Here is a 25,912-nt window from a genome sequence, read left to right as displayed (position 1 = left end):
ATTATCAACTCATTCCTGTTTATTTCTGTCCTCCTACAGAAGCATTTTGCTTCATGCGCTTCTGCTCTTCAATCAGCTGCATGTTCTCCTTCGCCTTTGTAAGGAAATCCTTCACCAAAGTATTCTCTTTAAAAGACAAGGGAGCAGTCCTCATGATGTCCTCAATCTGCGGAGTCATCACCGGATAGGGCAGTGTGCTGCACATCATCATGAATACACTGGGGCCCAGCACATTCTCAAAGTTATCTACAATGAACTGCCGGACGTAGTCGTTCATCTCCTTCACAAGTACTTCGCCTTCCTTTGCCAACTGCCCATGCACGTCATCCAGATTGGCACCGTCCAGCACCATACGCGCCTCTTTCCGTTCCAGCTCCTCTATCTTCACTTCCAGGGAATTGCGCTTGTCTATGAACTCGTACAGTTTGTCATTCAAAGGAGTCCCTTTGGCAATCAACTGAGTATTGGAGATGGAAACCACGATTTTGCCGTCTTCCAGCACCAAAGGCATAATGCCCTCGTGGTCCATATAAAGAGTCACCATCATCACGGAATCGGCCCGGCCTTTCATCTTGAAATGCCCATGGATAACCTCTGCCGAGTCAACGTTCACCCATTGCCCGTCCCGAAGCGTCTTGAGGAACAACATCTTTCCGTCAAGGCTGGTTACCGAGGAACTGCCCTCTATCTTATACTTGCGGTTGCAAGAAGTAAAGAGCACAAGCAGGAGCAAAAAGGGTAAAATGCGGTTCACACTCATTCTAATCATGCAAGAAACGATTTTTGAATTACACCCAGCAAAGGTATTAATATTCCTTATAAACCGAATAGAAAGAAAGGATTTTTCATTCGGTTTACGTATTTTTGCACAATTATAAATCATAAAAATAGAGAAAATATACATGTCAACCTATGCACCTTTTGCCAAACCGCTCTATGTAATGCTGAAACCGGTAGGTGCGGTATGCAATCTGGCATGCGATTATTGCTATTATCTGGAGAAATCCAAACTATATAGAGACAACCCCAAGCATGTGATGAGCGAGGAACTGCTGGAAAAGTTCATCGAGGAGTACATCAACTCGCAGACCATGCCCCAGGTTCTGTTCACCTGGCATGGCGGAGAGACGCTGATGCGTCCGCTCTCTTTCTACAAACGTGCCATGGAGCTGCAAAAGAAATATGCCAACGGACGCACCATAGACAACTGCATACAGACCAACGGCACGTTGCTGACCGATGAATGGTGCCGGTTTTTCAAAGAAAACAACTGGCTGGTGGGTGTCTCCATAGACGGGCCTCAGGAGTTCCATGACGAATACCGGAAGAACAAGCAGGGCAAGCCCTCTTTCGTCAAGGTGATGCAGGGCATCAACCTGCTGAAAAAGCACGGTGTGGAATGGAACGGAATGGCAGTGGTCAATGACTACAACGCCGACTATCCGCTGGACTTCTATAATTTCTTCAAGGAGATAGGATGCCATTACATCCAGTTTGCCCCCATCGTGGAGCGCATTGCCCCTCATGGGGACGGACGCCATCTTGCCTCCCTGGCAGACAAGGAAAAGAGCACGCAGCTGGCAGACTTTTCCGTCACGCCGGAACAATGGGGAGACTTCCTATGCGCCTTGTTCGACGAATGGGTAAAGCAGGACGTGGGTACTTACTACATACAGTTATTCGACTCTACCCTTGCCAACTGGATAGGCGAACAACCGGGTGTATGTTCCATGGCAAAGACTTGCGGCCATGCAGGCGTCATGGAGTTCAACGGAGACGTATATGCGTGCGACCATTTTGTTTTCCCCGAATATAAACTGGGCAACATCCATCAGAATACACTGGTGGAGATGATGTACGGAGAACGGCAACAAGCCTTCGGACTGATGAAGCAACAATCTCTCCCCACCCAATGCAGGGAGTGCGAATGGCTGTTTGCCTGCAACGGCGAATGTCCAAAGAACCGTTTTGCACGTACAGCCGACGGAGAGCCGGGACTGAATTACCTTTGTGCAGGATATCATAAGTTCTTCAGTCACGCAGCCCCATACATGGACTTTATGAAGAACGAACTGATGAACCGGCGTCCGCCTGCAAACATTATGGAAGCAATAAGAAACAATGCCATAAAGCCATAAGCCCACAAGCGATGACAATGAAATTCAAAGACATTACTTAATAATTGATTATATGAAGATTACATTTAAGAAAGGTTTGCTTGCGGCCATTGCCGCACTGACAGTCTGCTCTGCGCGTGCAGACGAAGGAATGTGGTTGTTGCAACTGATGAAGCAGCAGAACTCCATCGACATGATGAAAAAGCAAGGACTGAAGCTGGAGGCTGACGACCTTTACAATCCCAACGGCGTGTCACTGAAAGATGCTGTAGGTATCTTTGGCGGTGGCTGTACCGGCGAAATCATCTCTCCGGAAGGACTGATTCTGACCAATCACCATTGCGGATACGGTGCCATACAGCAGCACAGCAGCGTGGAACACGATTATCTGACAGATGGTTTCTGGGCCATGAACCGCAGTGAAGAACTGCCCACCCCGGGATTGAAATTCCGTTTCGTGCACCGCATTGTAGACATCACCGACCTTGTCAACGCTAAAATAAAGGCAGGCGAAGTGACGGAAATCGATGCACTGACTTCCCCGTTCCTCAACAAACTGGCAAAAGAGGAACTGGAGAAGAGCGATTTGAAGGGTAAACCGGGCATTGAAGTGCGCGCACTCCCCTTCTATGCAGGAAACAAATTCTATATGTTCTATTATAAGGTATACAGCGACGTGCGTATGGTTGCCGCTCCTCCCTCCTCGGTAGGTAAGTTTGGCGGTGAGACCGACAACTGGATGTGGCCGCGCCACACGGGCGACTTCTCCATGTTCCGTATCTATGCCGATGCCAACGGAGAGCCGGCTGAATACAGTGAAAGCAATGTACCCCTGAAAACGCCGAAGTTCCTGCCCATCTCCATCAAAGGTCTGAACGAAGGTGACTACGCCATGATTATGGGCTTCCCCGGCAGCACAGAACGTTACCTCACCCAGAGCGAAGTGAAGCAACGCATGAACGCCGTGAATCAGGCAATGATTGATATGCGCGGCGTACGCCTCGAAGTGCTGCGCAAGTATATGGATGCCAGTGACAAGACCCGCATCCAGTATGCCAGCAAGTTTGCCGGAAGCAGTAACTACTGGAAGAACTCCATTGGTATGAACAAGGCAATCATCGACAATGACGTGTTGGGCGCCAAAGCCGAAATCGAGAAAAAGTATGCCGCCTTTGCCCAAGGAAAACCCGAATACGAGGGTGTGGTAGAGAAAATTGATGCCATCATCGAGAAAAGCACCCCCACGCTGCGCCAGCTCTACTATACCAACGAAGCATTGCGCGGTGCCATCGAATTCGGCAGTACCTACCTTATTATGGATAACATAAAGAAAGCGCTCGAAGAGAAGAACGACTCATTGCTGCAAGCTTCGAAGAAGCAGTTGGAAAATGCATACGATGGTATCCACAATAAAGACTACGACCACGAAGTGGACCGCGCCGTAGCCAAAGCCATCCTGCCCGCCCTTGCCAAGGCACTGAACGCCGACGAGCTGCCCTCCTTCTACCAAACCATCAACGGAGAGTTCAAGGGCGACTACAACGCATACGTAGACAACATTTACGACAACTCCATCCTCTCCAACCGCAAGAACCTGGATAAATTCCTGGCAAAGCCCACCGTGAAAGCCATCGAGAAAGACCCTGCTACGGCTTACTCGCGCTCCAAGAACGAAAAGCTGCAGGAACTCGGAAAGCAATACATGGAACTGGAAAGCGGAATGGAACTGCTCCACAAGGCCTACATCCGTGGCTTGGGTGAAATGAAACAGCCCGTCCCCTCCTATCCGGATGCCAACTTCACCATGCGTCTGACCTATGGTAATGTAAAATCATACAGCCCACGCGATGCCGTACACTACGACTACTATACCACTACCGACGGTATCCTTGAAAAAGAGAATCCCGAAGACCGTGAATTCGTGGTACCCGCCAAGCTGAAAGAACTGATTCAAAAGAAAGACTTCGGACGCTACGCCATGGCAGACGGCACCATGCCGGTTTGCTTCCTCACGACGAACGACATCACCGGCGGTAACTCCGGCAGCCCCGTCATCAATGGCGAAGGACAGCTCATCGGTACTGCTTTCGACGGCAACTGGGAATCTCTGAGCGGTGACATCAACTTCAACAATGACCTGCAGCGTTGCATTGCACTGGATATACGCTACGTGCTCTTCATCCTCGACAAACTGGGCAATTGCAGTCATCTGATAAAAGAAATGAACATTATAGAATAAATTAAAGCCTCTGAGAGATTACCTCCCATACTGAATGGCATTCAGTCGTATAGTGAATGCCATTCAGTCGTATACTTAACCCTATTCAGTCGTATACTGAATAGCCCCCCTCTCAGATGCTCTTCTAACGCACATCACCATGAAAAGAATCCTATTATCATTATTCATTACATCTTCTGTCCTTGCCGCACACGCCGACGAAGGTATGTGGATGCTCACCGACCTGCAAAAGCAGAACGAAGTAGCCATGACGGAACTCGGACTGCTCATCCCCACCAACCAAATCTACAATCCCGACGGCATTGCCCTAAAGGATGCCGTGGTGCATTTCGGCGGTGGCTGTACCGGCGAAGTCATCTCTGCCGAAGGCCTGGTACTGACCAACCACCACTGCGGCTATGGCGCCATACAACAACACAGCTCGGTGGAACACGACTACCTGACCGACGGTTTCTGGGCTATGTCCCGCGAAGAGGAGCTTCCCTGCAAGGGACTCACCGTCACCTACATCGACCGGATACTGGACGTGACAGACTACGTAAACGAACAACTGAAAACCGACGACGACCCGAACGGCACCAATTATCTGTCTCCCAAATACCTAAAAACAGTAGCCGACCGCTTCGCCAAGTCCGAAGGCATCGCCCTGACACCCGGCCGCAAACTGGAACTGAAAGCTTTCTACGGTGGAAACAGATACTATCTATTCGTAAAAACCACCTATAGCGACATCCGCATGGTAGGTGCTCCCCCCTCCTCCATCGGCAAGTTCGGTGCAGACACCGACAACTGGATGTGGCCCCGCCACACGGGAGATTTCTCCATCTTCCGCATCTATGCCGACAAAGACGGGAAACCCGCCGCTTACAGCAAAGACAACGTCCCCCTGAAAGTGAAGAAACACCTCACCATCAGCCTCGACGGCTATCGCGAGGGCGACTTTACCTTCGTCATGGGCTTCCCCGGACGCAACTGGCGCTACATGATTTCCGACGAGGTGGAAGAGCGTATGCAAACCACCAACTTCATGCGCCACCACGTGCGCGATGTCCGCCAGAAAGCTCTGATGAAACAAATGTTGCAAGACGATGCCGTACGCATCCACTATGCCAGCAAGTATGCATCTTCTGCCAACTACTGGAAAAATGCCATCGGTATGAACGAAGGTCTCGTCCGTCTGAAAGTATTGGACACTAAACGTGCACAGCAAGAGGCACTCCTGGCACGCGGACGCTCGCTGAACGACAATAGCTATCAGCAAGCATTCGACCAGATACGCGCCATCGTAAAGCAACGCCGTCCAGCCCTCTACCACCAGCAAGCCATTCAGGAAGCACTGGTGACGGGACTCGATTTCATGCGTATCCCCAGCACCGCAGGACTGGTATCTGCCTTGAAGAACAAGGACAAAAAACAGATTGCAGCAGCTAAAGACAGCCTTCAGAAGGCAGCCGACCGCTACTTTGCCTCTGTCCCCTTCCCCGAAGTGGAACGTATTGTTGGCAAGGAAATGCTGAAAATCTACATGAAGTATATCCCTGCCGAACAACGCATCGGTATTTTCCAAATCATAGACAAGCGTTTCAAGGGCAACAGCGACGCTTTCATCGACGCTTGCTTTGAACATTCCATCTTCGGCAACAAGGAGAACTTTGCCAAGTTCATCCGCAAGCCCAGCCTCTACAAGATTAATACAGACTGGATGGTCTTGCTGAAATATTCCATCACGGACGGCCTGCTTCAGACCTCCATTGCCATGATGGATGCCAATAAAAACTACAATGCCGCCCACAAGGTATGGGTAAAGGGAATGATGGACATGAAACTTGCCAATGGTCAGCCCATCTATCCGGATGCCAACTCCACCTTGCGCCTGACCTACGGTCAAGTGCTCCCCTACGCTCCGGCAGACGGTGTGAAATATGATTACTACACCACTCTGAAAGGAGCTATGGAGAAGGAAGATCCCGACAATTGGGAGTTTGTAGTCCCCGCCAAACTGAAACAGCTGTATCAGGCAAAGGATTTCGGACGTTATGCCATGCCGAACGGCGAAATGCCCATCTGCTTCATTGTCAACACAGACAATACCGGTGGAAACTCCGGCAGCCCAGTGTTCAATGCCAAAGGAGAACTGATAGGTACCGGCTTTGACCGCAATTACGAAGGTCTGACTGGCGACATTGCCTTCCGTCCGTCCTCCCAACGAGCAGCATGTGTAGACATCCGCTACACCTTGTTCATCATCGACAAATACGCGGGAGCTTCGCATCTCATTGAAGAGATGACGATTAAATAATGATTTAGCGAACAAATCCTCCTCCTATTTTGTTATCATTACAAATAAATAAAAACAGAAAGGAAAAAATTATGGAAAAGTTTGAAGAATTGATACAATCAGAAAAGCCCGTTTTAGTTGATTTCTTTGCAACCTGGTGTGGCCCGTGCAAGGCCATGCATCCGGTACTGGAGGAACTCAAAAACGAAATAGGAGATGCTGCCCGTATCGCCAAAATAGATGTAGACCAGCACGAAGAGCTTGCTGCCCGCTACCGCATACAAGCAGTACCGACATTTATCGTATTTAAGAAAGGTGAAGCCGTATGGCGCCATTCGGGTGTCATCAGCGGTAAGGATTTGAAAGCCGTTATAGAACAAAACTCTTAACAAGAAGAAATGAAGAAGATTATAGCAATGGTTGCCCTCGTGTTTTCCTGCATGCTGGCCTATGCTCAAACAAACGGAGAAGTTATCGTCATGAACAAAGCCATGTTCATCAAGGATGTGTTCGACTATGAGAAATCCCAGGACTGGAAATACAAGGGAAACAAGCCTGCCATCATAGACTTATATGCCGACTGGTGCGGACCTTGCCGCATGGTGGCTCCCATTATGAAGGAACTGGCCAAAGAGTATGCCGATAAAATCGTTGTCTACAAAGTCAATGTGGATAAGGAAAAGGAACTGGCAGCGTTGTTCAATGCAACAAGCATCCCTCTTTTTGTATTCATCCCTATGAATGGAGAGCCTCAGCTCTTCCGCGGAGCAGCCGATAAGGCTACCTACAAAAAGGCGATTGACGACTTTTTACTGAAAACAGAATAGTTCATAATAGAAAGAAAAAACTCCTGACTACCTTTACAAAAAGGCAAGTCAGGAGTTTTTGTATCCTATTCACTCAAAACACGATAGGCATCTCTTTCCATTCTCCTCCGTGTAGTTCCATCACCGATTCATATCCAGCTTTCCTCAAGGCACACAAAGCTTCGGGACGTCCGTTGCTTATCCGTTCCGGATAGTGCGAATCACTGTTCACCTGCACACGTACACCCAAATCATGCAGGTAGGAGAAATACCGCTCATTGGGGTAAAAAGTACCCAGGTCATGATAGGCTTTGGTATTGACCTCTACCTGATAGCCGCGACGGGCAATATCTGCGAAATACGCCCTAACCAGCTCATCATACCAAGGCTCCTCCAGCAATCCCGGGCGATAGCATGCTGCATTGTAGTGCATCTTATCGGCATGGCCCACAATATCAAAACCACCCAGCTCGAGCATCCTCGTCAACCTACCATAATAGAGACGGACCACATGCTCCAAGTCACCGCAGAAATGTCCGTCTACAATGGTCTTAAAGGTATCCGCAGGTACATCTACATCCACCACTTCCCCTTTGTCATTGTAGAGAAGATGTACAGAACCAATACGGTAGTCCAACGGCAACTCCCTGAAACGGGCGATGGACGGATTACTCGCTTCATTCAGATAATCAATCTCCAGACCGATATACAGTTCGATACGTCCGGCATACTTCTCCTTCAGACGATGGAATTCAGATAGATAGTCGTCCATGATATCCCACTCCATAGTCCATGCCGTAGAAAAAGGCAATGGAGCATGCGATGAAAAGCCATAAGATGTAAAACCTTCACTCAATGCAAAACGCACAAAGTCCTCCATGCCGGCACGCCCGTCACAATAAAGGCTATGGCTATGATAATTCGTCAGATTTCCCACTTTCTCAGTTCTAATTTTTAATTCTTAATTTTCAATTTCGAACTTCAGTTCGATTCTATCTCACTCAGCTCCAGCCAGCGCAATGTTTTTTCGTCAATCAAGTCCGACAATTCCGGCAAACGTTTCGACTTCTCCGTCAGTTCGTCCACAGACAAAGTACCGCTGCACAAAGCCTCTTCAATTGCATTCTTTTCGGTTTCCAGGTCAGCTATCTCCTGCTCCAATTGTTCAAACTCGCGTTTTTCCTTAAAAGACATGCGCCGCTTTTCGTTCAGACGCACCTTCGCCGTCTTGTCCTCCTGAGCCTTGGCGGCTTCTTTCTCTTTCTCCTTTTCCTGATGGACTTTCGCATCTTTCCAGTCGCGATATTGTGTATAGTTGCCGGGAAAGTCGCGGATGTCCCCTTGTCCGTTGAACACTAACAGATGGTCTACCACTTTGTCCATGAAATAACGGTCGTGGCTCACCACAATCACGCATCCTTTGAAATTCTGCAAATACTCTTCCAGCACATTCAGCGTCACAATATCGAGGTCATTGGTCGGCTCATCCAGCACCAGGAAGTTGGGATTGCGCATCAGGACCGTACACAGATAGAGGCGGCGGCGTTCTCCCCCACTCAGCTTGTAGACATAGCTGTGCTGTGTCTCGGGAGTAAACAGGAAATGTTGCAGGAATTGCGATGCCGTCAGCTTCTTGCCGTTGCCCAGTTCTATGACTTCGGCAATGTCCTGCACTACATCAATCACTTTCATCTGCTCGTCAAACTGCAAGCCGTCCTGCGAGTAGTAACCGAAGCGGACCGTCTCGCCAATGTCCAGCGTACCGCTGTCTGCCTGCTCCAACCCCATCAGTATCTTGATGAAGGTCGACTTGCCCGTACCGTTATTCCCTACGATACCCATCTTTTCGTAACGGGAGAAGATGTAGGAGAAATCATCCAGAATCTTCAAGTCACCAAAGGATTTGTACAGATGGTCTGCCTCGAATATCTTACTGCCTATATAAGAAGCCTTAACGTCCAGCTTTACATTGTCGTTGTTGAAACGCTGCTTAGCCACCTTCTCCAACTCGTAAAAGGCATCCTCCCGATAGCGTGCCTTGTGCCCGCGGGCTTGCGGCATGCGGCGCATCCATTCCAGCTCTGTGCGGTAGAGGTTATTGGCACGTTCTATCTCCACAGTCTTGGCCTCGATACGCTCTTGGCGCTTCTCCAGATAATAACTGTAATTGCCTTTATACTGATAAATCTGCCGGTTGTCTATCTCTACGATTTCGGAGCATACCCGGTCGAGGAAATAACGGTCGTGCGTCACCATCAGCAAGCTGAGGTTGTTCCGGCGGAGATATTCCTCCAGCCACTCCGTCATATCGAGGTCGAGGTGGTTGGTAGGCTCGTCCAGTATCAGCAAATCGGGTTCAGTGATAAGGGTATTGGCAAGTGCCACACGCTTCAACTGCCCGCCGGACAGATGTTTTACGTGCTGACTGAAATCACGTATTTTAAGTTGAGACAGAATCTGTTTCGCCTTCTGCTCGTACTCCCAAGCTTTTTCATGGTCCATACGCACCAGAATTTCGTCCAAGCCGGGATGCCCCTCCGTTTCCATGCAACGTTCATATTCCTTGATTAACTCGACAGTACTGTTGCCATGATGGAAGCACGCTTCGAGCACGGTCAGCTCTTCGGGATATTGCGGGTCTTGTTCCAGATAACCCACACGCAAATCACGACGGAAGGAAATGGTGCCATTGTCATACCCTTCCTTGCCGGAAAGGATATTGAGCAATGTCGTCTTGCCACTGCCGTTCTTGGCTATCAACCCGACACGCTGTCCCTCGGACAAGCCCAAAGAAATATTTTCGAATAGTACCAAGTCACCGAACGACTTGGTCAAGTTTTCCACCTGAAGAATTGAATTTACTGCTGCCAATGCTTTAATAGTTGAAAAATGAAAATTGAAAGTTGAAAATCACAGTACCGAGATGACCGGACCTTAGAACAAGGAGCTGTATATCTCCGGCAGATTCACTTTACCTCCTGCCTTTACTTTGCTCCAAACCAGCTTCATGGGGTCTATCCATTCACCGGTAGACGTGTTCAGCAATATGGGCGCTTCCCGGTTTCCGTCCACCAAGGTACGCCATTCCATACCGTCCACTTCATTGGCGAAAATAACACAAAGCGCGATGCCAAAAGCCAGCCATGCATCCTTCTTCTTAGGACCGATGTTGCTTTCTTCCATCATCTGCTGCATCTTGGCAATGTCTTCCTCAGCTCCCTGGAAATCCTTCTTCAACAATTCCTTTATAGTAGTATCCACCCACTCGTATGCTTCATTAATCTGGTAGATTTCCGAAAGGCGCACCGGAATTATCTCCGCTGGATACTTCACTCCATCCTTCCGCGTTTCCAGCGAAGCGATAATCTTCTCCGCTTCTGCAACCGGCTCTCCTTTCTTCACCGTAAACGAACATTCAAAGGCAACTTCATCCGCGCCCGTTATCCATAAATGGGAAGTATAGTACGCACCTTCTTCCTCGAACATCTCCTTACTATATGCACATTCCATCCGGCCTATCCTAACCGGAATGGCAGAGGAGTTTTCCCGTAACTCTTGCTTCACGGAGTCCTTGCCATATGTAGCATTCCCTTTGAAAGCCGAAATGCGAAAATTACCGGTCCACTCATTGGGGTTATAAAAAAGGAAAGAGCCTTCCCCGTCCTCGAATTCATTCCAGTCTACCGGATAAGTCATGGAGAACCATGCCCCCGGAGAGATAAATTTCTTGCTTTGTTCCATATATAGACTAATCTTTGCAAAGACAGTTCACACCATCTCAGCTATTTCTCGCAAAGATAGTACAAACCGAATGCAAAATAAAATGAACTTGTCCATTTTTTATGCTGAGGTGCAGCCTATCTTCGGTTTTAGGGCAAAAGTAACATATTACCGCCGTTGATATGCAAACAAACGAAACAAAAAAACAGCCGATTCTCACGAACCGGCTGTTCCAATCATCATCTATGAATGAAGACCATTAGAGCCTTCAATATCTTAACTATATCTTAAAATCCACATTTTGGGCGTAAAGATAATGAATTTGTATCACAAAATAAAATGCAATGAAAAATTAGTTTTGGGCACTGTCCCACCATACGGGTAAAGTCCATACGTCCTCGGCAGCATTCCAAAGTGCAATTGAAGTATCAGCTCCCGGAACAGTGGCACCGATAGCTTGCAGATTGGCCGTATTGTAGTTGAGTTCATGACTGCATTGCTGCCAACGACGGAACTGTTTACCTTGCGGAATATTCTTTTGGGCAGTAGCATCAACGCCATAGCGTGCAGGAATACCCCAGCCTAAGAAAAGCTCCGGATTAAAATCGTAGCGACGCATATCGTTCCAAATTTCCATGGAAAAATGCAATGCCAAACGCTTTTGAGTAAGAATCTTGCCCAAAGTAATATTCTCTTCAGTGCCGATACCATTGTTCAAATAGTTGTCAATATCGGTTTGCGTCATAGGAGAGAACGAGGGGCATGCTTCCAAATTGGCATCTTCACGGCACCACACTTTCAACTTATCGTTCATACCGTCGATACTGGCTGCAATACCTTTCTTATAAGCATTAAAAGCCGCTCCTTTATTACCTTGGTTAAAGAGTACTTCAGCACGTATGAAACAAGCTTCGGCATAGGTTCCAATATAGGTGGGAGAAGACACGCGAGTATAGAAAGTTCCCGATTCGCGAGAGGCATCAGTGCCATCGCGACGATAAAGTAAATCAGGACGTCCTTGATAAGCTTTGCACTGACTGGTACACTCTACATAAATAGTGTCCCCCTTACGGGTAGAAGATTCACTGTCAATCCACCAACCTTTGGCTGCCGAGAAGTTCGAGCGCAACGGTCCGCCGGTAAGGCTGGGACTATCATTGCCAATCATGTCTACACCCATAGAACGACGCCAACCGTTTTTGAACTTCACCTCTGCGGGTGAATTACTTGATTGCTTCGAATATGCCCAAGGTAAAATCTTATCGGCACGCGGATCTTCTATTCCACTTCCGGCAAAATTTGTCAGATTATCGTAAAGCATCTTGGTAGGCATATAGCCGGCATTCATGCCACATACAGAAAAGAGCGGTGAATAATCAACCGGTTCATCCCATCCCAATACATCATGCGAATTATTGGCATCAATATGATTGAATACGGTATTGTCGGCATTGCTTTGCTGAGCCTTGTCAAGACAAGCCAAGATTTCTGCGGCATCGTATTTCCCTTCAAGATAACTGCCTTCACCCTTTTTAATAAGCTTGTTAATGTAACGTGCTTTAAGTAAGTATGCCAATTTAAGCCACTTGTCTACACTACCACCATTCCAAATATCGCCTACAGCCAACGAAGCTGTCGCAGACCCTTGCTCTTTTTGGAACATCTCGATAGCGGTGTCAAGATCGGCCAAACAGCCCAAATAGATTGTTTTTCCGTCATTATAGGTAGGAGTAACACCGGCTTCAGCCTCACTCGACTTGTAAGGCATTTCTCCATAAAGGTCTGTCATAAGCATAAAACCATAGGCACGAATTACGCGAGCTGCACCCACATAATGCCAAGCCTCGGCTGCCGTAGCCTTGTCAATCAAAAATGGAATATTTACAGCAGCTCCACAGAACCACCATTGGTAGGGAGTGGTAACGGCACCGGTCTGAGGACTCCAATAAGACATATTCCAATAAGTGCCGCCGTCATAATAGCGTGTCCAATCGCCCATAGACATACTGGAACGCCAAGCAGCAAACTGAGTGGCACTGTTGGTATAAAATTCAATATGTGCCAATCGTGAATCATAGGTCGCATTTCCGGCTGTGGGATTTTCGGGATCGACATTTACATCGAGCCAGTCACTACACCCCGAGAACAAAGTCATAAGGGCACCCACACTACATAATATCATAGATTTGAATAATTTCATATTGCTTCTGTTTTTTAAGAGTTAGAAAGTAAGATTCAAGCCAAACGACATGGTAGAAGTGGCAGGTACACCGCAGTAGTCAAATCCTACTGATGATGAGCCACCTACACCCGCACCAGCGGCAGCCACTTCAGGATCACCGTCGTAATTGGTGATGAGCAATAGATTGGTAGCAGCTACCGATACCGAAGCACGCTTTACAAATCCAATCTTGGAAAGCCACGTTTTAGGAAACTCATAGCTCAATGAAACAGAACGCAAACGCAAAGAGTTGACATCGGTAATATAGTTGGCTGACTCCTTAGAATAATAGTTCTGATAGTAATCCTTAATGATGTTGTAACCACTCATTTGTACTCCATTAAAAGTATAGGTTTTATCGGCCTCCCAAGTATTGGTCACTGGGTCACCATTGGCATTGACACCCGTTACAGTGAGAGAACGATTGCGTACATCGGCAGAGAACTGGCTCACACCGCTGTTATCCATAGCATATTGAGTACCGTTGACCACATCGCCACCTACACGGAATTCCCATAGCATATTGAAAGTAAAATTCTTCCAAGTAAGGGTGTTGTTCAATCCACCGGTAAACGATGACTCACGATTACCTACTGCTACAAGGGTTTTGTCATAAGTAGGCATACCGTTTTTGTCGAGTATCACCTCACCGGCGTCATTACGTTTCCATTTGGTACCGGCAATACCCATAAAATCTCCACCGCTGAACGAGGCTGCCTGCATACCGGCATATTGCACATCGGTAACATACATCACGCCCATACCTTCGGGAAGCCCGTCCAAAGTACCACGATTACCTGCCATGTTCAAGCCAATGTCCCATGTCCAGTCCTTAGTCTGTATGGGAGTTCCCGAAATAGAGAGTTCCATACCTTTGTTATACACATTGCCCGCATTGATACTCCAAAAGATGTAACCGGTAGATTGCGGACCGCGAGGAGCAAGAATCTGATTATATGAATCGTTGGTATAGTAAGCATAGTCTATGTGCAGGCGGTTTTTGAAGAAACTCAATTCCACGCCTATTTCGGTAGACTTGGTCATTTCCGGTTTCAGTTTGTCATTACCGCGTGTCCAAGTATTTCCCACACCTACCGTACCGTCAAGATAGGTACCCGTAGGCCATAAGGCAGTTTCCAATTCGTACACACCGGTATCTTTACCTACCTTGGCCCACGATGCACGCAATTTACCAAAGTTGAGCACACTGTCATCCAGCCAACCGAGTCGCTGCAAGGCTTCAGTAAATACGAATGAACCGCTTACCGAAGGATAGAAGTACGAACGGTTTTCAAGAGGAAGAGTAGAAGTCCAGTCATTACGACCGCTCACAGTGAGATAGAGCATATTTTTCCATGATGCACGGAATTCTCCAAAAGCTCCTACCAAACGTTTCTTAGTAGCTGCATGTGTGAATTGCTTATTGTCTTTACTGGCATTGGCGTATGAGAAGAAATCAGGAACGGAAAAGTTCCAAGCCATCATCGAGCTACGGTCTGTCTTGGTTTCGTCCATTGTGGCACCCAACAAAAGATTCAAATCGAAATCACCGAACTTATGGCTCATGTTCGACATAAAGTCATGGCTCATATAGCGGAACTGCTGGGTGTTGTCACTCATCATACCTTTTTGCCACACTTGTTTAAGCACGCCATTGGCAGCCAAACGGTTGGAAGCAGTTTGGGTATAACGGTCAATACCTATTTTATAAGAAACAAACCACCATTTGGCAATATCGGCTTTTATACTGAGCATCCCATTGAAACGGTCGATGTCGTCATACATGTGGTTACGATTGACAATCCAATAGGGGTTGTCGCGTTCGTCCCATGGATCAAGACGATCGCCAAACAAACGATAACGGGTACCATCCTCGTTCTGATAGTGGGTCATTCGGTCGAAAGGAGACCAGTTGTACACACCATAAAGAGCACCATTACCACTCGAATTATAAAGCCCGGCACCCGTCAAAGTACGGTCCGTATGAGCATCGCTATATGCGGCACTGGCGTTAAAGGTAAAAATCCCCACCTTCTGCTCACCATTGAAACGGAAAGCATATTTCTTGTATCCGGTCTCGGGCACAACACCTACCTGATCATAGTAAGACCCTGAAAGATAGAATTTACTATTCTTGGTACCCCCGGCTACGCTGGCACTTTCATCGAAAATGTTTCCGCCTTGAAAGAAATCACCTATGTTATCATAAGTAGCTGCGTTCGACTTCTCTCCCCACGAAGTATAAGCAAAGTCATTAAACACAGTACCAGTATAGTTCTTCTTTGAATCATATTGGTCTTCCATATATCCACGGGCATATTGGCGTTGCGTTTGCGGCAGGCTCTTTACCCATGAAGCAGTAAACTTAGAATTGATATTCACTTCAACCACGCCCTCTTTACCTTTCTTGGTAGTGATAAGAATAACTCCGTTGGCTGCACGTGAACCGTATAAAGCGGCAGCTGCAGGGCCTTTGAGCACCGACATACTTTCTATATCTTCGGGATTTATATCCATCAAACGATTGGAAGTAGTAGAGGCAGAACGCATGGAACCATCGAAAGCCGAATTGCCCACCACTGATGAAGAGTTATCAAAAATAACACCATCCACCACAAAGAGCGGCTGATTGTCTTTGCCTTCAGCACCCGACGTTCCTCCACGCAATATAATCTGAGCGCCCGCACCAGCGGCACCGGATGACTGAGTAACATTCACACCGGCCACTTTCCCCGAAAGGGATGAAATAGGATTGGCAGTTTTCATCTTCATCAATTCATCCGACTTCACATCCTCCATTGAATATCCCAAAGCCTTGCGCTCTTTCTTGATACCCATTGCCGTCACAACCACTTCGTCCAGCGCTTGCGAGTCATCTTGTAAACTCACAGTATAAGTAGTGGCGTTCGTCACCTTCAATGTCACTGTTTTGTAGCCAATGAAAGATACCTCCAATGTGCTACCCACCGGCGCCTCTACAGAAAAATTTCCATCAATATCCGTCACAGCGCCGGTACCAGAACCTTTTACTAACACGCTGGCGCCGATGATGGGTTCGCCTGCCGCATCTAAAACTTTACCTGTGATTTTCTTGGCTTGCTGAGTACTTTGGGAACTTAGCACACTTTCAACAGCTGCATTAGCAGCAAAAGGTGCAGACACCCCAAACAATGCAAGCAACACTAATGATAAGCAATAATTTCTTTTCATAAGCTCTATTATTTGGATTTGTTTGCAAACATATGAATTAATTTAGAAATTCTATCATCAATCGAATTAAAAATTACTAAATAAATATTAAAACATTTGCATTTATATTTTTGCAAAGTTTTAAATATCTATTTAGTAATTATTCAAAGCATTAACTCTTAATCATATTAATGCCGTACTTGTATATAATATATCTCAATGATGCGAAAAAACGAAAAACACATCACATTTATCATTTATATATAGCAATGTTTTGAACTATTTGATTTACGCATTAAAGCATATTCATAAATCTTTTTATATAAAAAGAACTTGATTACGTGGGGATATTGGTATGGATAAGGATTCTAAAAAGCAAATTAGTTAAAATGATTCATAAGTTCATCAAAAAATAGTGTTAGACTATTAACAATAATAAATTCCACATATAATCTACATTAACATTTTATTTTTCAGCATAATACTAATATATACAAGTTTCACTTATAAAAACTGGTCTCTTTCCATGTTGTGGAATTTCCATATCAGTAGTGGTGACATATATAATGGTACAGATTATTTCATGACAGCACGTAGCATGAGTGTGAGATTTAATTCATTGAAGCCTCTCAACGGTCTTCATTCATAGATGATGATTGGAACGGCCGGTTCGTGAAAATCGGCTGTTTGCATTCTACGCCTCATTTCCCTATCGGCTGTATTCTCCTTCTCACCTCTTTGGATATTTCCAGAAACATATAGTTCAGTTTGCCGGAATGAATGCCTTCCTTATTCTGGGCATACTTCTTATTGGCATACTCCTTGGACTTGTCAAAGGTGATGCGCGACATCTGGTTCTGCGACTTTCCCACCATCGTCGAATCCAATTGTTCGTCCGGAAAGAAATCATCCAAATCCACATCACCAATCATGGTCGTTTCAAGGAAATTCATGTCTTTATGACTGGAATCCGTGTAGTATCCTACAAACATATGCCCCGGGGTGCGCACCAATATAGGTTCTATGTTGATGGCACGGAGCAGAGAAGCAAAAAGCACACTTCCATCCACACAGTTGATTTGCGAGGACTCCAAGGCGTCATCGAACGTGCGCACACGCTGTGAAAAGACCACATTGCTGGAAAGGCTCGTATTGGAGACCGAGCTATAACGGAACTTACGCTTCTGCAGTACATTCCACAAGGCATAAACCTGCCTGTCCACCACTTCGGCACCTCCCTGATAGCCTAAAAAACGGTTGACGATACGCGTATCCAGCGCTTCACGCAACAGCTTGTCAATCATAGGATTCTCCTCATTTACATATGCTGCAAAAAAGATGCCGGTATCATGGAATTTTGTACCATTCGTGACATACCCCAACAGACATTCATTAATGCTGCGAACGGAAAAAGTACGCACCCTCTGCCCCAAATCCTTGCCGTTCATCTCTACCATAACGGCCACACTGATGGGTTCCGCTTGGTTGTTATTCTTCAGAGCCTCGTAATTCCATATGATATCAGGATAGATAATATACTCCGTACGCGGTTTTGCCAGCACAAACTCCGACACGGAACGGGAAAAGAACGGAGTCTCTGCAACCTCTACCCGCACCCGGCTATAAGCATTCCTCGAACGGACACGGACAGCGATGCAGGACTTCGGATTACCTACATACATGGAGTCTACCGGCACTATGACCTGAGCATCGGTAGTAGCCACCGAAAGGATACTGGAAGGGAATATATTACCGCCCAGTTCATCCGTAATCTCAAATCCCGAGCGGAAAGTAGCCGTATTCAGCCAGACAGAGCCGATTATCACTAAAAGTAGAGTTCCCATAATAACCGACAAATGTCTCTTAGAGAAACTCCTGATATACATAAGTTCTTTCATACAATTCAGTATTTACGAAGCAAAGATAATATTTTAATGTGACGGGGCTTTTAGATAAACGGGAATTTAATGTAACCCAAATGTAACACTTGTTTCATCATTCCGTAACAAATTAGCCTCACTTTTGTACCCAGAAAGCAGAAATGGCCTGCATCTCGGCACAACTTTTCATGTAAACATGAAAATTCTGCATTCGGTTTGCACTATTTTTGCCGATAAAAAGAAATAAAGTTTAACTTTGTGACAAGAAAATTGTTTTATTCCTGTCATACATAAACAACAAAGCAATGAACAATTACCGGATTTTAGTAGTGGATGATGAAGAAGACTTATGTGAAATTCTGAAGTTCAACCTCGAAAACGAAGGCTACGAAGTGGACACGGCGAACTCTGCCGAAGAAGCTCTGAGAATGGACATTGGCAGCTACAACCTACTACTGCTGGACGTGATGATGGGAGAAATTTCCGGCTTCAAAATGGCAAGTATGCTGAAGAAGGACAAGAAGACGGCCCAGATACCCATCATCTTCATTACCGCCAAAGATACGGAAAATGACACCGTGACTGGCTTCAACCTGGGAGCGGACGACTATATATCCAAACCCTTCTCGCTGCGCGAAGTAGCGGCACGTGTCAAAGCCGTACTGAGACGCACCCAACAAGGAGAGACAGAGCATGCACCGGAACAGATTGTCTACAAGACACTGGTGCTGAACGTCATCAAGAAGAAAGTCTGCATTGACGGTGAAGAGGCACCGCTCACCAAAAAAGAGTTTGAAATCTTATTGCTGCTTTTGCAGAATAAAGGACGCGTATTCTCGCGCGAGGATATACTGAACCGCATCTGGAGTGATGAAGTATATGTGCTGGACCGTACCATCGACGTAAACATCACACGCCTACGCAAGAAAATCGGAGTTTATGGCAAATGCATCGTAACACGCTTGGGATATGGATATTGTTTCGAAGCCGAATAACGACAGACACTTTCTGTCCTTCAGCCGGAAGCTTTTCCTTTCGGTCATTTCACTGTTCCTCATATTCGCCGCATGCTTCATCGCCTACCAGTATCAGCGGGAAAAGGAATATAAAGTGGAGCTACTGGACACGCAGTTGCAAGACTATAATGACAGACTACACCAGGAACTTCGTTATCTCCCCGACAGCCTATGGACTTCCATGCTGGACAGCTACATCTCCAAGCATGTGAACAAGGAATTGCGCGTCACTGTGGTAGACCTTCATGGCAACGTATTGTTCGACAGCTCCCAGAACGACAGCCATGAACTGGACAACCACATCAAACGCCCCGAAGTGCAGAAAGCGCTGAAAGACGGCAAGGGCTACGACCTACGGCGCATCTCCGAAACCACCGGCAAGACCTATTTCTATTCTGCCACCGCCTACGAAGGCTGCATCATCCGCTCAGCCCTCCCCTACAACGTCAACCTGATGAACAATCTGGCTGCCGACCCACACTACATCTGGTTCACGGTCATTGTATCACTGCTGCTGATATCCGTCTTCTACAAATTCACCTCCAAACTGGGCAGCGCCATCAACCACCTGCGCGAGTTTGCCAAAAGAGCCGACAAGAACGAACCTATAGACATGGACATACAAGCCGCCTTTCCGCACAATGAGCTTGGAGAGATTTCGCAGCATATCATACAGATATACAAGCGCCTGCGCGAAACCAAAGAGGCGCTTTACATTGAGCGCGAAAAGCTTATCACCCATTTGCAAACCTCCCGCGAAGGACTGGGCGTATTCAACAGAGACAAAAAGGAGATATTGGTAAACAATCTGTTCACCCAATACGGCAATCTGATTTCAGACTCCAACCTGCAGGCTACCGAAGAGATATTCTCCATCTGCGAATTCCAGAAGATAACGGATTTCATCAACAAGGCGCAGAAGCGCCCCTCCTACAACGAAGAACGAAGGATGTCCGTACACATCAACAAGAACGGACGCACCTTCATCGTGGAGTGCATCATCTTCCAAGACCTCAGCTTTGAAATTTCCATCAACGACATCACCCAGGAAGAAGAGCAAGTACGGCTGAAACGGCAGTTGACCCAGAACATCGCCCACGAGCTGAAAACCCCCGTAAGCAGCATACAAGGTTATCTGGAAACCATCGTGAACAACGAAAACATTGCACCCGAAAAGATGCAGGTCTTCCTGGAACGCTGCTACGCGCAAAGTAACCGCCTGAGCCGCCTGCTGCGCGACATATCCGTACTGACCCGCATGGACGAAGCCGCCAACATGATTGATATGGAAAAGGTGGACATCAGCATGCTGGTTTCAAACATCGTCAACGAAGTGTCCCTGGAACTGGAACAGAAGCAAATCACCGTTGTCAATTCCCTAAAACCGAAGATACAGTTGCGGGGCAACTACTCTCTACTCTACTCCATCTTCCGCAATCTCATGGACAACGCCATCGCTTATGCCGGCACCAACATACACATCAACATCAGTTGTTTCCGCGAAGACGAGAATTACTACTATTTCAGTTTTGCCGATACCGGCATCGGCGTTTCTCCCGAACATCTGAACCGTTTGTTCGAACGCTTCTACCGTGTAGACAAAGGACGCTCGCGCAAGTTGGGCGGCACCGGCTTGGGGCTCGCCATAGTGAAGAATGCAGTCCTTATTCACGGAGGCACCATCTCTGCCAAAAACAACCAAGGTGGAGGACTGGAGTTTGTATTCACACTGGCAAAAGAGAGATAACAGCCCGTTTTACCACACCAAACAAAATGCTTTGCATACCTCTGGAGAAGGTTCTTGTGGCAAGTGTGGCTTGTATTGGTATCTTTTCACCTTACCGACATGACGGATTGCTTAAATCGCCTTAAGTCACTATCAATCAGAGAGTAATTTTGCCAACCTATTGCCATGTTTTTGGCAAACTTTTGCCATGCCTATGGCAAAGTTTTGCCAACGCGGTGACAAAGTCTTGCCAAGAGGATGGCAAAACCTTGCCAATTTGTCGGCAAAAAGAAAGAGAGCGGGGAAGAAAATTTATCACTCATAGAATTGTTTTCTCAAAAAGAATCCGTATCTTTGTCATGCATTGGTTCGCTCCCCCTCTTCTGGGAAAGCGATTAAAAGGGAATCAGGTGTAAATCCTGGACAGTCCCGCTGCTGTAAGTTTCGTGCAACGTTGCAGACAATTACTCTATGCCACTGGAATATTCTTCCGGGAAGGCGCCTGCAACAGAAACAAGTCAGAAGACCTGCCATGCATACTTTATCATTGCTTTCGAGGAAAAAGCGTTGAGTCTAATGAGCCGGACAAACCGTCCATCATTTCATTCATCAAACCTAATTCAGAGAAAGTAAAGAAGGTAATAAACTCTGCCAAGTTTATTTGATGATGTCCGGCCGAAGTGATTTCGTCCGGACATTTACATTACAAAAAGTCATATTTAAATTGATTATTACATAGATTTTACCTAAATTCGGCACATTAAACCGAAATAATCGGTTTATCCGTTAACCTATTGTCAAATTATTAAAGATACAGAGTCTATGGAATTACCATTTGCCGAAGCATGGAAAATAAAAATGGTGGAACCTATCCGTAAAAGTACCCGCCAGGAACGCGAACAATGGCTGAAAGAAGCCCACTACAACGTATTCCAACTCAAATCGGAACAAGTTTATATCGACCTCATCACCGACTCGGGCACCGGCGCCATGAGCGACCGCCAATGGGCAGGCATGATGCTGGGCGACGAAAGCTATGCCGGAGCCACCTCATTCTTCAGACTGAAGGAAGTCATCACCCGCCTCACCGGATTTGGATACATTATCCCCACCCACCAGGGACGCGCTGCCGAAAATGTACTCTTCTCCTACCTGGTGCACGAGGGCGACATTGTGCCGGGAAACTCCCATTTCGACACCACCAAAGGACATATCGAGGGACGCCGGGCACTGGCTCTGGACTGCACCATAGACGAAGCCAAACAGACACAGCTGGAAATTCCCTTCAAAGGCAATGTAGACCCTAAAAAACTGGAAAAAGCATTACAGGAACATAGCGAACGGATACCGTTCGTCATCGTCACCATAACCAACAACACCGCAGGCGGCCAGCCGGTTTCCATGCAGAACCTGCGCGAAGTCCGCGCCATTGCCGACAAGTACGGCAAGCCCGTTCTCTTTGACTCGGCACGCTTTGCGGAAAATGCCTACTTCATCAAAATGAGAGAAGAAGGTTACCGCAACAAGAGCATAAAGGAAATTACCCGCGAGATGTTTGACCTTGCCGACGGCATGACGATGAGTGCCAAAAAAGACGGTATTGTCAACATGGGCGGATTCATAGCCACCCGCCGGAAAGACTGGTATGAAGGTGCCAAAGGCTTCTGCGTGCAATTCGAAGGCTACCTCACTTACGGCGGCATGAACGGACGTGACATGAACGCCCTTGCCATCGGCCTGGATGAAAATACTGAATTTGACAATCTGGAAACCCGCATTCACCAGGTGGGCTATCTAGCCATGAAACTGGATGAGTACGGGATACCTTACCAACGTCCCGCAGGCGGCCATGCCATATTTGTGGATGCCCCCAAAGTGCTGACACACGTGCCCAAAGAAGAGTTTCCGGCACAGACACTGACCGCCGAACTCTATCTAGAAGCAGGCATACGCGGTTGTGAAATCGGCTATCTGCTGGCAGACCGCGACCCGGTGACCCGCGAAAACCGCTTCAACGGCTTGGATTTGCTCCGGCTTGCCATCCCTCGCCGCGTGTACACCGACAACCACATGGATGTGGTAGCAGCCGCTTTAAAAAATGTATATGACAAGCGGGAAAGTATTACCCGCGGAGTTCGCATCACTTGGGAAGCTCCGTTGATGAGACATTTTACGGTACAACTGGAAAGGCTGTAAGAAATTTACAGACTCAATGTCAAGACAAAATCCGGAAACAAATAATAATGAATAGTGAACCGGCGTTTCTCCACCGTACGATACTCTTCGGCGGAGAATACGCCGCTTTCATTTACAGCAAAAGGCAGAATGCGCATGTGCCCACGAAAATCAACCTCGGAAGCATTCAGGCATTTAAACATGGTCTCCTTGGCCGACCAGTGCAGCAACAGTGACCAAGTGTCGGTTCCGCGAAACACGGATGGCTGTTCATCTTCGCGCATGAATTTATGCGCCACCTTCCTTACCCGTTCACCATACTGCTCAATGTCAATGCCCACTTCCCGACCCGGCAATCCCAAAACAACAGCCACATAACCTTTCGTATGCGAAATACTGAGAGAGGCGGAAGCATCTGCCAAATAAGGTTTCCCACTGGGATGATAGGCAATCTCTTTCTCTTCTCCCGACAGCGTGTAAAGCAATACACGGACAGCCAGCCACTCCAGACGGCGGTGTGCTGCGGTGAAACGCCGCATACCTTCCCGGTATACTTCCTGATGAGGAAGCATGGCCAGCAATTCCTCCGGAGATTCCTCCGTTTTCCAAATTCCCCATCGGCAGGGAAGAGCGGTATGTTGTAAGAAGAGGGGCATGAGGCAAGGATTAAGGATTAGGGATTAGAGGAGTTGAGGCATTTACTGTAAACTTCACTTTCAGGATACGGCGGTTGTCCATCTCCAGCACCTCAAACTCATAACGGCCGTAGGTCACCTTTTCATGGAGAGCAGGAAATTCCCCCTTCAGCTCCAGCAGAAGTCCGGCAAGCGTATCGGCATCCCCTGCCACCTCATCGAACGTTTCCTCGTCTATCTTCGTTATTTTATAGAAATCGGTCAGCTGGGTCTTGGCTTCAAATACCCAAGTGTGGTCATTCAGTACGGCATATGTACGTTCTTCATCATCGTATTCGTCATGAATTTCGCCCACAATCTCCTCAATAATGTCCTCCATGGTGACAATGCCCGACGTACCGCCGAACTCATCGACCACAATGGCTATATGAATCTTGTTTGCCTGAAAATCGCGCAGCAAATCATCAATCATCTTGGTTTCGGGCACAAAATAGGCGGGCCGGATAAGCGACTGCCAGCGGAAATTATCCCCTTTGTTCAGATGGGGAAGCAAATCCTTGATATAAAGCACCCCCTTGATATTGTCACGGTTATCCGCATAGATGGGAATACGGGAGTAGACATTCTCTACAATGCACTTCACCACATCCTTGAAAGGGGTACGAATATCCAGATCCACCACATCGAGGCGGGAAGTCATAACCTCCTTGGCTGTCTCTCCACCAAAGCGGATGATACCTTCCAGAATATTGTTCTCCTCCGAAAGTTCCGCCTTATCGGTCAATTCTAGTGCATGTGAAAGTTCATCGACCGATATATTATGGTTCTTGCGGACCACATGCTTGTTCAGGAAAGAAGTGGAACGTACCAGCATAGATGCCATCGGATAGAATACGGAACGGCAAAACGTGATGCCGGGAGCAGCAAAACGGCAGAAAACCAGCGTTTTCTGAGCCGAATATATCTTAGGCATGATTTCACCGAAAAGCAACAGCAAAAACGTAAGGACTACTGTCAGAATGAGAAACTCTGCAATGGGAGAATGAAATTGGAACACATTCATAAAAAAGAAGTTACAGAGCATGATTATGGTTACATTCACGAAGTTGTTTGTAATCAGAATCGTCGCCAACAAACGTTCACTGTTATCCAGCAAATTACTGATTTTCTCATCCGAAGGATGCTTTCTCTCCGCTATTACATTTAAGTCTGACGGAGAAAGAGAAAAAAAGGCTATTTCGGAAGCTGATGCAAAGCCGGAAACGAGCAAAAGCAAACCTGCCAACACAATGGCTACAATGGCCGAAATAGAAGGAGTCTGTACGGATATACCGTTAAAAACATCTGCCAACTGGCATAAATAAGCGTCTGGGTCCAAAGATTTTGGTTTTAGTTAAACAATCAGAACGGTAGATCGTCCGTCGGGTTATCTTGTGCAGGGGCAGCCTGCGGTTGTACCGGTTGTTGCGGCTGGGCTGTCGCTCCGGCTTGCGGCGCAAACGGCGCATTGCCCGATACCGATGCACTTTTAGGTGTCAACATTTCCATTGTATCTGCAAAAACTTCAGTCACATAGCGCTTAGCTCCTGTCTGGTCATCATACGAGCGAGTGCGAATTTTGCCTTCAATGTAAAGTTTATCTCCTTTATGCACATATTTTTCGGCAGTTTCTGCCAGTCCACGCCAAAGCACAATATTATGCCACTCAGTGCGGTCGGGAACCTGGGTTCCATTCTGCAAAGTGTATCCTCTTTCTGTAGTAGCCAAAGAAAAAGTAGCTACCGCCACCCCACTGTCAAGGTATCTCACTTCCGGGTCTCTGCCCACATTTCCTAACAATATCACCTTGTTTACTGACATAAGCTTCTATTTTATTAATTTGCTGCCAAAATTAACGAGAATATCCACAC

The 25,912-nt window shown here is 47.0% G+C and carries 18 protein-coding genes and 1 riboswitch; of the genes, 8 read left to right on the top strand and 10 right to left on the bottom strand.

Annotation, left to right across the window (positions count from 1 at the left end; translation table 11 throughout):
* Window positions 1–19 precede the first annotated feature (19 nt).
* A complete protein-coding gene (locus tag DW096_RS05155; protein WP_044467452.1) occupies window positions 20–769 on the bottom strand; it encodes a DUF4369 domain-containing protein in 750 nt (249 codons plus the stop codon).
* A gap of 133 nt (window positions 770–902) precedes the next feature.
* Here DW096_RS05155 and DW096_RS05150 point away from each other — a divergent pair, with 133 nt between their 5' ends.
* The 5 genes from DW096_RS05150 (at window position 903) to DW096_RS05130 (ending at window position 7,461) form a co-directional block, all read left to right on the top strand.
* A complete protein-coding gene (locus tag DW096_RS05150) occupies window positions 903–2,138 on the top strand; it encodes an anaerobic sulfatase-maturation protein (protein WP_005826708.1) in 1,236 nt (411 codons plus the stop codon).
* A gap of 52 nt (window positions 2,139–2,190) precedes the next feature.
* A complete protein-coding gene (locus DW096_RS05145; RefSeq protein WP_044467893.1) occupies window positions 2,191–4,356 on the top strand; it encodes a S46 family peptidase in 2,166 nt (721 codons plus the stop codon).
* Between the two features lie 139 nt (window positions 4,357–4,495).
* A complete protein-coding gene (locus DW096_RS05140; RefSeq protein ID WP_035448000.1) occupies window positions 4,496–6,655 on the top strand; it encodes a S46 family peptidase in 2,160 nt (719 codons plus the stop codon).
* 71 nt (window positions 6,656–6,726) lie between these two features.
* The gene (gene trxA, locus DW096_RS05135; protein ID WP_005826711.1) at window positions 6,727–7,023 is read left to right on the top strand and encodes a thioredoxin; all 297 of its coding nucleotides are present in this window, start codon (window positions 6,727–6,729) and stop codon (window positions 7,021–7,023) included.
* Between the two features lie 9 nt (window positions 7,024–7,032).
* Window positions 7,033–7,461: a co-chaperone YbbN gene (locus DW096_RS05130; protein WP_005826712.1), complete on the top strand. Its 429-nt coding sequence runs from the start codon at window positions 7,033–7,035 to the stop codon at window positions 7,459–7,461.
* Window positions 7,462–7,534: 73 nt separating this feature from the next.
* Here the strand turns inward: DW096_RS05130 and DW096_RS05125 are convergent, their stop codons facing one another.
* From DW096_RS05125 to DW096_RS05100, 6 genes are all read right to left on the bottom strand, one after another.
* Window positions 7,535–8,377: a histidinol-phosphatase gene (locus DW096_RS05125; protein WP_035447995.1), complete on the bottom strand. Its 843-nt coding sequence runs from the start codon at window positions 8,375–8,377 to the stop codon at window positions 7,535–7,537.
* Window positions 8,378–8,421: 44 nt separating this feature from the next.
* Window positions 8,422–10,311, bottom strand: coding sequence for an ABC-F family ATP-binding cassette domain-containing protein (locus DW096_RS05120; protein ID WP_005826716.1), 1,890 nt, complete (start codon window positions 10,309–10,311; stop codon window positions 8,422–8,424).
* 63 nt (window positions 10,312–10,374) lie between these two features.
* A complete protein-coding gene (locus tag DW096_RS05115) occupies window positions 10,375–11,181 on the bottom strand; it encodes a DUF3805 domain-containing protein (RefSeq protein WP_022402075.1) in 807 nt (268 codons plus the stop codon).
* Window positions 11,182–11,512: 331 nt separating this feature from the next.
* Window positions 11,513–13,360 carry a SusD/RagB family nutrient-binding outer membrane lipoprotein gene (locus tag DW096_RS05110; protein WP_055288657.1) on the bottom strand — a complete coding sequence of 616 codons (1,848 nt, stop codon included), beginning with the start codon at window positions 13,358–13,360 and terminating at the stop codon, window positions 11,513–11,515.
* Between the two features lie 21 nt (window positions 13,361–13,381).
* Window positions 13,382–16,591, bottom strand: a complete 3,210-nt coding sequence (locus DW096_RS05105) for a SusC/RagA family TonB-linked outer membrane protein (protein ID WP_005826721.1) — start codon at window positions 16,589–16,591, stop codon at window positions 13,382–13,384.
* Between the two features lie 680 nt (window positions 16,592–17,271).
* Window positions 17,272–18,468, bottom strand: a complete 1,197-nt coding sequence (locus DW096_RS05100) for a hypothetical protein (protein ID WP_005826727.1) — start codon at window positions 18,466–18,468, stop codon at window positions 17,272–17,274.
* A 287-nt stretch (window positions 18,469–18,755) separates the two neighbouring features.
* Between DW096_RS05100 and DW096_RS05095 the strand changes: the two genes are divergently transcribed.
* The 3 genes from DW096_RS05095 to DW096_RS05085 all read left to right on the top strand — a co-directional run bounded on the left by DW096_RS05095 (window position 18,756) and on the right by DW096_RS05085 (window position 23,388).
* The gene (locus DW096_RS05095) at window positions 18,756–19,445 is read left to right on the top strand and encodes a response regulator transcription factor (RefSeq protein ID WP_005826729.1); all 690 of its coding nucleotides are present in this window, start codon (window positions 18,756–18,758) and stop codon (window positions 19,443–19,445) included.
* On the top strand, window positions 19,420–21,213 hold the full coding sequence (locus tag DW096_RS05090) for an ATP-binding protein (protein WP_005826731.1): 1,794 nt from the start codon (window positions 19,420–19,422) through the stop codon (window positions 21,211–21,213). The genes DW096_RS05095 and DW096_RS05090 overlap by 26 nt, the downstream gene beginning before the upstream one ends.
* A gap of 327 nt (window positions 21,214–21,540) precedes the next feature.
* Window positions 21,541–21,742, top strand: a riboswitch (cobalamin riboswitch).
* Between the two features lie 272 nt (window positions 21,743–22,014).
* The gene (locus DW096_RS05085) at window positions 22,015–23,388 is read left to right on the top strand and encodes a tryptophanase (protein WP_117962595.1); all 1,374 of its coding nucleotides are present in this window, start codon (window positions 22,015–22,017) and stop codon (window positions 23,386–23,388) included.
* A 5-nt stretch (window positions 23,389–23,393) separates the two neighbouring features.
* Here DW096_RS05085 and DW096_RS05080 read toward each other — a convergent pair whose 3' ends face one another.
* The 3 genes from DW096_RS05080 to DW096_RS05070 are packed head-to-tail and all read right to left on the bottom strand — an operon-like array spanning window position 23,394 to window position 25,862.
* The gene (locus DW096_RS05080) at window positions 23,394–24,023 is read right to left on the bottom strand and encodes a 4'-phosphopantetheinyl transferase superfamily protein (protein ID WP_117962593.1); all 630 of its coding nucleotides are present in this window, start codon (window positions 24,021–24,023) and stop codon (window positions 23,394–23,396) included.
* A gap of 10 nt (window positions 24,024–24,033) precedes the next feature.
* On the bottom strand, window positions 24,034–25,380 hold the full coding sequence (gene gldE / locus DW096_RS05075; protein ID WP_117962591.1) for a gliding motility-associated protein GldE: 1,347 nt from the start codon (window positions 25,378–25,380) through the stop codon (window positions 24,034–24,036).
* Window positions 25,381–25,403: 23 nt separating this feature from the next.
* Entirely contained in the window at window positions 25,404–25,862 is a 459-nt protein-coding gene (locus DW096_RS05070; RefSeq protein WP_117867008.1) for a single-stranded DNA-binding protein, read from the bottom strand.
* Window positions 25,863–25,912: the final 50 nt, after the last annotated feature.

The organism is Bacteroides sp. AM07-18, from assembly GCF_003602695.1.
GTDB lineage: Bacteria > Bacteroidota > Bacteroidia > Bacteroidales > Bacteroidaceae > Bacteroides > Bacteroides uniformis.
This window is presented reverse-complemented; position numbering and strand designations above follow the sequence as displayed.